The 10,949-nt window shown below is 69.1% G+C and carries 11 protein-coding genes; 10 read left to right on the forward strand and 1 reads right to left on the reverse strand.

Going from position 1 to position 10,949, the window contains the following annotated elements; translation table 11 throughout:
- The first annotated feature begins 188 nt into the window (after window positions 1-188).
- The 5 genes from UK23_RS46150 (at window position 189) to UK23_RS46170 (ending at window position 4,265) form a co-directional block, all read left to right on the forward strand.
- Window positions 189-1,217, forward strand: coding sequence for a glycoside hydrolase family 5 protein (locus UK23_RS46150; protein WP_045318203.1), 1,029 nt, complete (start codon window positions 189-191; stop codon window positions 1,215-1,217).
- A 15-nt stretch (window positions 1,218-1,232) separates the two neighbouring features.
- Window positions 1,233-2,111, forward strand: coding sequence for an aldo/keto reductase (locus UK23_RS46155; protein WP_045318204.1), 879 nt, complete (start codon window positions 1,233-1,235; stop codon window positions 2,109-2,111).
- A gap of 84 nt (window positions 2,112-2,195) precedes the next feature.
- Window positions 2,196-2,609: a hypothetical protein gene (locus UK23_RS46160; RefSeq protein ID WP_045318205.1), complete on the forward strand. Its 414-nt coding sequence runs from the start codon at window positions 2,196-2,198 to the stop codon at window positions 2,607-2,609.
- A gap of 10 nt (window positions 2,610-2,619) precedes the next feature.
- Entirely contained in the window at window positions 2,620-3,660 is a 1,041-nt protein-coding gene (locus UK23_RS46165) for a sensor histidine kinase (protein WP_045318206.1), read from the forward strand.
- A complete protein-coding gene (locus tag UK23_RS46170) occupies window positions 3,657-4,265 on the forward strand; it encodes a response regulator transcription factor (protein ID WP_045318207.1) in 609 nt (202 codons plus the stop codon). Before UK23_RS46165 ends, UK23_RS46170 begins: the two co-directional genes overlap by 4 nt.
- Here the strand turns inward: UK23_RS46170 and UK23_RS46175 are convergent.
- On the reverse strand, window positions 4,262-4,756 hold the full coding sequence (locus UK23_RS46175; RefSeq protein WP_045318208.1) for an NUDIX hydrolase: 495 nt from the start codon (window positions 4,754-4,756) through the stop codon (window positions 4,262-4,264). The genes UK23_RS46170 and UK23_RS46175 overlap by 4 nt on opposite strands.
- Window positions 4,757-4,863: 107 nt before the next feature.
- On the opposite strand from UK23_RS46175, the gene UK23_RS46180 reads away from it, so the two are divergent.
- The 5 genes from UK23_RS46180 (at window position 4,864) to prcA (ending at window position 10,807) form a co-directional block, all read left to right on the forward strand.
- Window positions 4,864-7,263 (forward strand): FtsX-like permease family protein, encoded by a 2,400-nt coding sequence (locus UK23_RS46180; RefSeq protein WP_045318209.1) that lies wholly within the window; start codon window positions 4,864-4,866, stop codon window positions 7,261-7,263.
- A 74-nt stretch (window positions 7,264-7,337) separates the two neighbouring features.
- Window positions 7,338-8,831 carry a depupylase/deamidase Dop gene (gene dop / locus UK23_RS46185; protein ID WP_045318210.1) on the forward strand — a complete coding sequence of 498 codons (1,494 nt, stop codon included), beginning with the start codon at window positions 7,338-7,340 and terminating at the stop codon, window positions 8,829-8,831.
- A 79-nt stretch (window positions 8,832-8,910) separates the two neighbouring features.
- On the forward strand, window positions 8,911-9,105 hold the full coding sequence (locus tag UK23_RS46190) for a ubiquitin-like protein Pup (protein ID WP_045318211.1): 195 nt from the start codon (window positions 8,911-8,913) through the stop codon (window positions 9,103-9,105).
- A gap of 50 nt (window positions 9,106-9,155) precedes the next feature.
- Window positions 9,156-10,004 (forward strand): proteasome subunit beta, encoded by an 849-nt coding sequence (gene prcB, locus UK23_RS46195; RefSeq protein WP_045318212.1) that lies wholly within the window; start codon window positions 9,156-9,158, stop codon window positions 10,002-10,004.
- A gap of 35 nt (window positions 10,005-10,039) precedes the next feature.
- Entirely contained in the window at window positions 10,040-10,807 is a 768-nt protein-coding gene (gene prcA, locus UK23_RS46200; protein WP_045318213.1) for a proteasome subunit alpha, read from the forward strand.
- The last annotated feature ends 142 nt before the right edge of the window (window positions 10,808-10,949 follow it).

Consider the following 10,949-nt stretch of genomic DNA (forward strand, 5'->3'; position numbering starts at 1 on the left):
GCTGACCCAACAAAGCACTACTAGAACCGACCCCGGCGGGTCACGAGAACGGCGGTCCTCCCGGGACCGCCGTTCTCCGTTGTGCCGCTTGCCTTTTAGGACAGTTCTGCCGGGATTCGTTGACCGTCTCTCGAAGTGATCCATACCTTTCCCCAAACGCCGCCGCGCAGTTCGAGAGGGGAAGCTGTATGGCTTGGCTGAGGTCTGTGGCGGTGTCCGCCGCGGCAGTCGTCGTGCTCCCGCTGGCATCGGTGACGACCGCCGGCGCCGCGCTGCCGGCGGGTTCGCCCGCGGCGGTCAACGGTCAGCTGAAGGTCTGCGGAGTCCAGCTGTGCAACAAGGACGGCAAAGCCATCCAGTTGCGCGGCATGAGCACCCACGGCATCCAGTGGTACCAGCAGTGCGCCAAGTCCCAGTGGTGGGACGCGTTGCAGAACGACTGGAAGGCCGACGTCGTCCGCGTCGCGATGTACGTCGCGGCGAAGGAGGACGGCTACGAGACGAACCCGCGCAAGTTCACGGACCTGGTGCACGGCTACATCGAGGAGGCCACGCGTCGCGGCCTCTACGTGCTGGTCGACTGGCACCAGCTCGACCCCGGCGACCCGAACGTCTACACCGCGAAGGCGAAGACGTTCTTCAAGGAGATCGCCGCGCGGCACAAGGACAAGACGAACATCATCTACGACATCGCGAACGAGCCGAACCACGTGTCGTGGCCGAAGATCAAGTCCTACGCCGAGCAGCTCATCCCGGTCATTCGCGCGGAGGACCCGGACAGCCTGATCATCTCCGGCACGAACGGCTGGTCGACGTTCGGGCACTCCGACGAGCAGGACCCGTCGGTGGTGCTGAACAACAAGGTCAACGCCACGAACTTCATGTACTCCTTCCACTTCTACGCGAAGGAGCACCGCGACGACTACGTCTCGGTGCTGGACAAGGTCTCCAGCAAGGTCCCGGTCTTCGTGACGGAGTTCGGCACCCAGGAGGCCACCGGTGACGGGCCGAACGACTTCGCCATGGCGCAGAAGTACATCGACCTGATGAAGCGCAAGAAGATCTCCTGGACGAACTGGAACTTCTCCGACGACGAGCGGTCCGGCGCGGTGTTCAAGGAGGGCACCTGCTCGGGCACGTCGTTCAGCGGCACGAGCAAGCTCAAGCCGGCCGGTGTCTGGGTGCGCGACATCGTGCGGTCCGCCGACCAGTGGTGATCTAACGTTGGTGGCATGGCTCAACTCGCGCTCGGCCTCGCCTCGCTCGGTCGCCCCGCCTACATCAACCTGGGCCGGGAGGACGCGCTGCCTGCCGTGCGCGATGTTGAGTCCATGCGCGCGCAGTGCCACCTGGTGCTCGACACGGCCTACGAGCTGGGCATCCGGTGGGTGGACGCGGCCCGCTCGTACGGCCTTGCTGAGCAGTTTCTCTCGGAATGGATGCCCTGGCACGGTGACGTCACGGTGTGCAGCAAGTGGGGTTACGAGTACACGGCGGACTGGCGGTCGGATGCCGAGGTGCACGAGATCAAGGAGCACTCGCTTGCGCAGTTCACCCGGCAGTGGCAGGAGACCAGTGCTCTGCTCGAACAGGTCGATCTCTACCAGGTGCACTCGCTGACCGCGGACAGTCCGTTGTTCGAGGACAAGGCACTGCAGGAGGCCATGCTGGAGATCGAACCGGACATCGGCTTCACGACCTCTGGACCGCGGCAGGCGGACACCATCCGCAAAGCTCTGGACCTCGGGATCTTCCGATCGGTCCAGGCCACCTGGAACGTGCTGGAGACCTCGGCGGGGGCTGCGCTCGAGGAGGCGCACGACGCCGGGTTGCACGTGATGATCAAAGAGGGTGTCGCCAACGGACGCCTCGTCGTCGACCCGCCGCAAGCGGTTGCGGCACAGGCGGAAGCGCTGGGCGTCGGGCCTGACGCCGTCGCGCTGGCGGCAATCGCGCAACAGCCGTGGGTACACCGCGTGTTGTCAGGTGCAGCGAGCCCGGACCAGCTTCGGTCCAATGTGGACGCCATGCGGATCGAGGTCGACCTGCCCGATCTGGCCGAGCCCGCCGAACAGTACTGGAAGACCCGCGCGGGTCTCAGTTGGAACTAGATGCCCGATTTCTGACAGATGTCACGGCGAGGACGTGCGGATCATCGCTACCCGCGAAAACGCTCGCCAACCAGCATTGACGGCATGACGAAGCTGACTGTGACCGACCCCGATGCCCGCGAGAAGCTGGACATCGCCAAGAAACTGCTCGGCGGCTACGCGGCCGTGAGCGTGCTGACGCTGCTGGCGATCGTGGTGTTCAGCGGCAACCCCGACGTCGTCACCGACGCGGTGTGGATCCGCGGCTCGATCCTCGCGGTCGCGTCGCTGATCACGTTCGCGCTCGGCGTCTCCATGGCCGGCGGCTCGCGGAGCAACTACCGCAGGGTGAAGATCATCGCGTTGGCCCAGGTGGTGGCCGTCCTCGTGATCGAGTCCATCCCCGGTTCCTTCCCGGTCTGGTTCAAGATCGCGAACGGGGTGTGCGGCGCGCTGCTGATCATCGTCGTCCTGCTGACGTTCGCCCGCAGCGTGCGCGCCACCTTCGCGGCCTCGTAGGGTCGTCGGCGTGGATCAAAGGCGCCGGTTGCTGCTCTCGCTGGGCATGCTCTGCTACCCGTTCCTCGCGGCCGCGGGCGTCAACCAGCACGCCCGCGGCGCCGGGCTCGTGGCGGGCTACCTGCTGCTGGTGGCGGTCTCCGCCTGCTACCTCGGGGTGGTGCTGGCCTCGATGCGATCGGCCTGGCGGATCTACTGGTCGCTGGTCGCGTTGATGACGGTGCTGGCCGTGCTGCTCGCGCCGCTGGCCCACGAGATGGTGCTCATCCTCGCCGCGATGATCGTGCCGTCGGCGGCTGCGCGGGTCGGCGCGTGGACGGCGTCAGCTCTCGTGGTGCTGGGCGCTGCGGCGTGCGTGCTCGTGCCGCCGGCGGTCGGCTGGGACACCGAAGCGAGCTGGTACTTCGCCGTCGCCGTGGTCTTCACCGCGCTGCTCGTGCACGCGTTCAGCGGCACCGCGACGGCCAACCAGCAACTGCGCGAGGCCCAGGCGGAGGTGGCCAGGCTGGCCTCCGAGGCCGAGCGCAACCGGATCGCCCGCGACCTGCACGACCTGCTCGGCCACTCGCTCACCGCGATCACCGTGAAGAGCGCGCTCGCCAGAAGGCTGGAACCGGTGGCGGCACGCGCCGAGATGGAGTCGGTGGAGCAGCTGGCCCGGCAGGCGCTGGCCGACGTGCGGGCCGCGGTGTCCGGCTACCAGGACGTCACGCTCGCCGGCGAGCTCGCCAGAGGCCGGGAACTGCTGCGTGCGGCCGGGATCGCGGCCGACCTGCCCACCGCCGTCGAGTCGGTGCCGGTGGAGCGTCAGGAACTGTTCGGCTGGGTCGTCCGGGAAGGTGTGACGAACGTGGTGCGGCATGCCCGGGCCGGCCGGTGCACCGTGGAGGTCACCGCGTCCACAGTGGAGGTCCGGGACGACGGGATCGGAGGCGCGGCGGGCGCGGGGTCCGGTTTGGACGGTCTGCGGGCCAGGGTCGCGCAGGCCGGTGGAATGCTGACCGCGGGTCCCGCGCAGCCTCGCGGCTGGTGTTTGAGGGTGGCGGTATGACGATCAGGCTGTTGCTCGCCGACGACCAGGAGCTGATCCGGCACGCGCTCGGCGTCCTGCTCGACCTCGAACCTGACTTCGAGGTGGTGGCCTCGGTGGGCCGCGGCGACGAGGTCACCGCCGCGGCGCTGGAGCACCGACCGGACGTCGCGTTGCTGGACATCGACATGCCCGGCCTGGACGGGCTCGCGGCGGCCGCGGTGCTGACCGCGCAGGTGCCGGACTGCCGCGTCGTCGTCCTGACCACGTTCGGCCGCACCGGTTACCTGCGCCGGGCGATGGAGGCGGGTGCCGTCGGGTTCGTCGTGAAGGACGCGCCGGCCGACGCGCTCGCCGACGCGATCCGGCGGGTGATGGCGGGCGAGCGCGTGGTGGACCCGGCGCTCGCCGCGGCCACCCTGGCAGCGGGCGAGTCGCCGCTCACCGCCCGCGAACGCGACGTGCTCATCGCGGCCCGCTCCAGCGCCACCGTGGCCGAGATCGCGGCCCGGCTGTACCTCGCCGAGGGCACCGTGCGGAACTACCTGTCGGGGGCCACCACCAAGACCGGCACCCGCAACCGGATGGAGGCCCTGCGGGTGGCCGACGAGCGCGGCTGGCTCTAGGAACCGCTGCGGCGCAACCACTCCTGGCCGATCTCGCGACCGTCCGGCACCAGCGGCCAGCCGGGGTCGTCGATCTTGCCGCGCAGCTCGCCGAGGTCCATCCACCCGCCCCAGGCGACCTCCTCGGGCTGGTGGGTGAACGGGCCGTCGGTGCGCGTCTCGTAGACCCACGCGTGATAGCGGGTCTGCTCATCGACGTAGGTGGTCTGGAAGAGGAACGTCAGGGGCGCCTCGACGCCGAGTTCTTCGCTCAGTTCGCGCCGGGCTGCCACGTCCGGGGTCTCGCCCGCGTCGATCACGCCACCGGCCGCGTAGTCGTAGAGACCCGGGAAGACGTCCTTGGTGTCGGTGCGGCGGTGCACGTAGACGCGTTCGCCGTCCGAGGAGAACACGACGGTCAGGACGCAGCCGTGCCAGAGGTTCTCCGCCCGCATGCGCTCGCGGGTCACCTCGCCGATCACGTTCGCGTCCTCGTCGTAGAGGTTGATCATCCCGGGGTCCTCCTGTGGTCGTACGCGAGCTTGCTACTTCAGTCCGACGCCCGCTGATCGTCTCCCTTCCTACCTTCGTGAGGGTCAGACGTCACCGAGGAGGATTCGTGTCCACTTCCCTGCGGCTCGGCGTCGCCGAGTTCCGCGCCCGGCCGGGTCGCGCGCTGCTGCCCGGCGTCGCGCTCGTCGTCGGCGTGGCCTGCCTGCTGGCCGCCCTGGTGCTGAGCGACGCGCTCACCAGGTCGGTCGACGAGGGCGCGCCCCTCACCCCGTCCACGGTGAGTCACGTGGTGGACGTGAAACAACAGCCCTACGACAGCAACGCCACCGAGGCGAACCGCCCGAAGCTGGACGCCGCGTTGCTCGCCAAGCTCTCCGCGGTCGGCCGGGCGGTGCCGGTGCAGGAGGCGAAGGCCGACCTGCTCGACAGCAACGGCCGTGCGGGGGAGCACCGGGCCGAGGTGCAGGTCCAGCAGCCGGACCTGGTGCGCTGGCCGCTGGCCGAGGGCAAGGCCCCGGCCGCCGACAACGAGGTCGCCGTCGACAAGATCACCGCGTACGAACGCGGTCTCAAGCCCGGTGACAAGGTCAAGCTCGCCGCCGCGGACGGCAAGCCGTTCGACGTGACGGTCAGCGGTGTCATGAAGAAGGGCGGGATGGACTCGCGGCCGATCCTGGTCGCGGGGCCCGCTCTGGCGAGCAAGCTCGACCCCGAGCCGTTCACCAAGGAGATCTGGGTCATCGGCGGTGCCCGCGATGCCGTCGCGAGCGCGGCGGGGGCCTCGTACGTCGTGTGGGACCCGGCGCCGGACGCCGACAAGATCGGCAACGACCTGACGTTCATCCTGCTGCCGTTCAGCATCCTCGCGCTGGCCACGGCGGTGTTCGTCGCCGCGGCCACCTTCCGCGCCGTCTACGCGCAACGTCAGCGGCAGACGGCGTTGCTGCGGTGCATCGGTGCCCAGCGCGGGCCGTTGGTGCGCAGGAGCCTGTTCGAGGCGCTGATCACGGGTGCTCTGGCGGGCGTGGGTGGCGCGCTGCTCGGCGGGCCGATGGCGTGGGTGCTGGCGCGGACGTTCGACGTCACCGGCATCTCCGCGTTGTTCGGCGCCGTGGAGCTCAGCCCGGAACTGCTGCCGTCGCTCGGGTACGTGATCCTCGGAGTTGTCGTTGCCGCGCTGTTGAGCGTGATGGCCGCAGTCCGGCCCGCGATCAACGCCGCGCGCGTCTCGCCGTTGGCCGCGTTGCGTGACGCGGAGAACGAGGTGCCGCCACGGTCCGTGCGTCGCTTGCGGCTCGTGTTCGGCCTGCTGTTCACCGCCGGCGCGGCGCTGCTGGCGATGGTGGCCATCGCCGCCAAGGGCACGACCGCGGCGCCCCTGTCCGTCACGTTCTCCGCGATCGCCGCGGTGACCGGCCTGTTCTGGATCCTCGGCCCGGTCACCGTCCCGTTCATCGCGCGCCTGTTCGGCAAGATCGGCGGCACCCAGTGGAAGCTCGCCGGCGCCGAGGTGCGCCGGATGCCGCAGCGGTCGGCGTCGGTCGCGCTGCCGTTGCTGCTGGCCAGCTCGATGGTGACGTTCTTCCTGGTCGTGCTGGGTGGCGTGCAGGACGTGGCGTCGGCGTACGCCAACGAGAAGCGCCCGGACGCCACCGTGGTCGACGCGGGTGGCCGGGCGCTGCCCGACATCCCGGCACAGGCGGACGCCGAGGCGAGCGTCGCGCTGCACAAGACCGAGGAGGACGGGCCGCTCGGCGCCGACCCCGGGCAGCTCAAGGCGTGGCTCAAGGCGCAGGACGTGTCCGTCACCGACCAGTTCGTCTCCGGGACCGCGCTCGTGCCGGAGCACTGGGCGGACAAGCCGTACGTCGAGTTCGGCGGCAAGCAGTACGAGGTCGTCGGCACCGTGCCCGGCAGCCTCACCGGCTTCACGCCGATCATCGGCGGCCAGACCTCGGGGCCTGTGGAGAAGGTGTTCGTCGCGCTGAAGCCGGGCGTGGACCCGGCCCAGTTCCGGGCTCAGCTGCAGTCCGCGCTGCCGAACAACCCGACCGTGATCGTGCGGACGGACGCGGACGAGCGCGCCGAGGCCGACCGGTACATGCACCTCGGCACCGTGCTGATGATGGTGTTGCTCGGCCTGTCCGTGGCGGTCGCCGTGACCGGTATCGGCACCGCGCTGACCATCTCGGTGCAGGAACGCCGCAAGGAGCTCGCACTCAGGCGCGCCTTGGGCGTCACTCAAGGCGGGCTGCAGGGCGGAGTCATCGCTGAAGCGGTCATGCTGGCCCTGGTCGGGGTGATCGGTGGCGGAGTGCTCGGGTTCGGTTACGCGGAGATCGCGATCCTGTCGACCGGCATCGACATGTCGCTGCCAGGCTTGAAGGTCGTGTTGCCGCTGGTCATCGGGGCTTCGGTGGTCGTGGCGCTCGCGGTCGTGGCGGCTTTCGGGCCTTCTCGCGGTGCTTCTCGGATTCGCCCCGCAGCAGGACTGGCATCCGGGTGAATAGGGTGAGGGGAGCTTCAACTCGGAAGCTCCCCTCACGCTGGTTGTCAGGGGCAGGTCATAAGGTGTTGCGTATGCGGCGGATCATGGGAACCGAGGTCGAGTACGGCATCTCAGTGCCGGGCGACGCGACCGCGAACCCGGTGCTCACTTCGACACAGGTGGTGCTCGCGTACGCGGCGGCGGCGGACATACCGCGCGCCAGGCGTGCCAGGTGGGACTACGAGGTGGAGTCACCGCTGCGCGACGCGCGCGGGTTCGACCTGGGCAGCCCCGGTGGCCACCCCGCCGACTCCGACGTCGAGGACCTGGGCGCGGCGAACGTCATCCTCACCAACGGCGCGCGGCTCTACGTCGACCACGCGCACCCCGAGTACTCGGCTCCCGAGGTCACCAACGCGCGCGACGCGGTGATCTGGGACAAGGCGGGGGAGCGGGTGATGGAGGAGGCCGCGCTGAAGGCCGCCACCGTGCCCGGCCAGCCCCGGCTGCAGCTGTACAAGAACAACGTCGACGGCAAGGGCGCGTCGTACGGCACGCACGAGAACTACCTGATGCAGCGGTCGACGCCGTTCACCGCGGTGATCGCCGGTCTGACGCCGTTCTTCGTGTCGCGCCAGGTCATCACCGGTTCCGGTCGCGTCGGCATCGGGCCGTCCGGCGAGGAGGCGGGCTACCAGCTCTCGCAGCGCGCCGACTACATCGAGGTCGAGGTCGGCCTCGAGACGACGCTCAAGCGCGGCATCATCAACACGCGCGACGAGCCGCACGCGGACGCGGACAAGTACCGCCGCCTGCACGTCATCATCGGCGACGCGAACCTGGCCGAGTACTCCACGTACCTCAAGGTCGGCACGACCTCGCTGGTGCTGGACATGATCGAGTCCGGGCTGCGGTTCGACGACCTGCGCATGGTCGACCCGGTGCGCGCGGTGCACCAGATCAGCCACGACCCGACGCTCAAGACCAAGGTCGAGATGACCGGCGGGCGCAAGTTCACCGCTCTCGACGTGCAGTTCGCCTACCACGAGCGCGCCGCCGCGTTCGTCGAGAAGGAGGGCATCGGCGACCGCGATGTCCTGCGCGTGTGGGGCGAGGTGCTCGACGCGCTGGCCCGCGACCCGGCGGAGTGCGCCGACCGGCTCGACTGGGTCGCGAAGCTGCGGCTGCTCGAGGGCTACCGGCAGCGCGACGGCCTGGAGTGGGGCGCGGCCCGGCTCAAGCTGGTCGACCTGCAGTACTCCGACGTCCGGCTGGACAAGGGCCTCTACAACCGCCTGGTCGCGCGCGGCTCGATGAAGCGCCTGGTCAGCGAGGAAGAGGTGCGCGCGGCCATCACCACGCCGCCCGAGGACACGCGTGCGTACTTCCGCGGCCGGTGCCTGGAGCGCTACCCGACCTCGGTCGCGGCTGCATCGTGGGACTCGGTGATCTTTGATCTCGGTCGAGAATCTCTCGTGCGGATTCCCACGCTGGAGCCGCTGCGAGGCACGAAAGCGCACGTCGGAGCCCTTCTGGAGGCCTCTGACACCGCCGAGCAGCTGGTGGACGCGCTGACTCGCGGGTGATCGTCTACCCGAGTGGCTCAGGATTTTTGTCGGTGCCGCTGGGTAGTGTTCTTGTCAGGCGAGTCAGTGGGAGGCCGAGATGTCCCAGGAACAGAAGCAGCGCCAGGGTGGTGGCGACGGCGACGAAGGTGCCGAGGGCGCTGCCGGAGCAGGTCAGGAACGCCGCGAGAAGCTCGGCGAGGACGTGGACGCGATCCTCGACGAGATCGACGACGTGCTCGAGGAGAACGCGGAGGACTTCGTCCGCGCATACGTGCAGAAGGGTGGTCAGTAGGCCTTCGGGGGCCTGCCGACCATCTTCGGGGACGGGAGAACAACCAACACATGGACAACAGCTCGACCGGGCGTTACCCGGCCGCGGCGCTGCCTCCGGCGTACCTGACGCCCGGCTCGTCGTCGTTCACGGACTTCTTGCGTGCACAGGCACCCGACATGCTGCCTTCCGGCCGCAAGCTCCCGGAGGGGACCGTCCAGGCCCCGCACGGGACGACGATCGTCGCGGCCACCTACAAGGGCGGGGTCGTGATCGCCGGTGACCGGCGCGCGACGATGGGCAACGTCATCGCCCAGCGCGACATGAAGAAGGTCTTCGTGACCGACGACCACTCGGCCGTCGGCATCGCGGGCACGGCGGGCATCGCGATCGAGATCGTGCGGCTGTACACGGTCGAACTGCGGCACTACGAGAAGATCGAGGGCGTCTCGCTGTCGCTCGACGGCAAGGCCAACCGTCTCTCGGCCATGATCAGGGGCAACCTCGACGCGGCCATGGCCGGCCTCGCCGTGGTGCCCCTGTTCGCCGGGTACGACACCTCGGCCACGGACTCGGACCGCGCGGGCCGCATCGTCTCCTACGACGTCACCGGTGGCCGCTACGAGGAGTCGCAGGGCTACCAGGCGGTCGGCTCGGGCTCGCTCTTCGCGAAGTCGGCGCTGAAGAAGCTCTACGACCCGGACGCCGACGCGGACGCCGCGATCCGTTCGGTCGTCGAGGCGCTGTACGACGCGGCGGACGACGACTCGGCCACCGGCGGCCCGGACCCGGTCCGCCGCCTCTACCCGGTCGTGGTCACCATCAACGGCGCCGACGGCGCCGTCGAGGTCCCGGATTCGCAGGTCGCCACGGTCGCGGACGCGGTCGTCGAAGGCCGCCGGTCCCGCCCCGCAGGCTGAGTCCCGATCCTCTTCTGACGTCAGGAGCACCACCCATGACGATGCCGCTGTACGCATCGGCAGAGCAGGTGATGCGCGACCGCTCCGAGTACGCCCGCAAGGGCATCGCCAGGGGTCGCAGCGTCATCGTGCTGAAGTACGCGGACGGCATTCTGTTCGTCGCGGAGAACCCCTCGAGCACGCTGCACAAGGTCTCGGAGATCTACGACCGCATCGGCTTCGCGGCCGTGGGCCGGTACAGCGAGTTCGAGAACCTGCGGCAGGCCGGAATCCGGTTCGCCGACGTACGCGGGTACCAGAACGACCCGCGCGACGTCACCTCCCGGTCGCTGGCGAACGTGTACGCCACGACCCTGGGCACCTACTTCACCGAGCAGATCAAGCCGTTCGAGGTGGAGATCTGCGTGGCAGAGGTGTCGGACTCCGCCGACACGGACACGTTGTACCGGTTGACGTACGACGGGTCCATTGTGGACGAACCGCAGTACATCGTGATGGGTGGCACTGTGGATGCCGCGAACGCCGCCCTGAAGGAGGCGTTCGCCGACGGGCTTTCGCTGGCTGAGGCGGTTCCTGTCGCTGTCAAGGCGTTGTCGGCTGGGTCGCCGTCCACCGGGAACGGTGCGGCGGAGATTTTGCCGGCTGCCAAGCTTGAGGTCGCGGTGTTGGAGAGGGCTCGGCCGAGGAGGGCGTTCCGGCGGATTGCTGGGGCGGCTTTGGACGGCTTGATGCCGGCGGCCACCAAGGGTGGGAAGGCTGTGGAGGACGTGCAGCTGCCTGATGGTGGGGATGACGCGAAGTAGGGTTTGTTGTTGTGGGAGGCCCTCGGCTTTGGCTGGGGGCCTTTTGCTTTTCGATCTTGTCAGGGGTGCTGAGTACGTCGCGTTCCGTGCGCTGGGTCCGTCGGGTCCGTAGGTGGTCACCTTGCGATGGGCGAGTCCTGTT

It is taken from the genome of Lentzea aerocolonigenes, from assembly GCF_000955955.1.
In the GTDB taxonomy this organism is placed as follows: Bacteria; Actinomycetota; Actinomycetes; order Mycobacteriales; family Pseudonocardiaceae; genus Lentzea; species Lentzea aerocolonigenes_A.

What these genes read in the sequence shown, in the direction of transcription:
- UK23_RS46170 (WP_045318207.1), top strand. Translation starts at nt 3,657, where the DNA reads ATGACGATCAGGCTGTTGCTCGCCGACGACCAGGAGCTGATCCGGCAC.
- UK23_RS46155 (WP_045318204.1), top strand. Translation starts at nt 1,233, where the DNA reads ATGGCTCAACTCGCGCTCGGCCTCGCCTCGCTCGGTCGCCCCGCCTAC.
- prcA (WP_045318213.1), top strand. Translation starts at nt 10,040, where the DNA reads ATGACGATGCCGCTGTACGCATCGGCAGAGCAGGTGATGCGCGACCGC.
- UK23_RS46175 (WP_045318208.1), bottom strand. Translation starts at nt 4,756, where the DNA reads ATGATCAACCTCTACGACGAGGACGCGAACGTGATCGGCGAGGTGACC.
- UK23_RS46160 (WP_045318205.1), top strand. Translation starts at nt 2,196, where the DNA reads ATGACGAAGCTGACTGTGACCGACCCCGATGCCCGCGAGAAGCTGGAC.
- UK23_RS46150 (WP_045318203.1), top strand. Translation starts at nt 189, where the DNA reads ATGGCTTGGCTGAGGTCTGTGGCGGTGTCCGCCGCGGCAGTCGTCGTG.
- prcB (WP_045318212.1), top strand. Translation starts at nt 9,156, where the DNA reads ATGGACAACAGCTCGACCGGGCGTTACCCGGCCGCGGCGCTGCCTCCG.
- UK23_RS46190 (WP_045318211.1), top strand. Translation starts at nt 8,911, where the DNA reads ATGTCCCAGGAACAGAAGCAGCGCCAGGGTGGTGGCGACGGCGACGAA.
- dop (WP_045318210.1), top strand. Translation starts at nt 7,338, where the DNA reads ATGCGGCGGATCATGGGAACCGAGGTCGAGTACGGCATCTCAGTGCCG.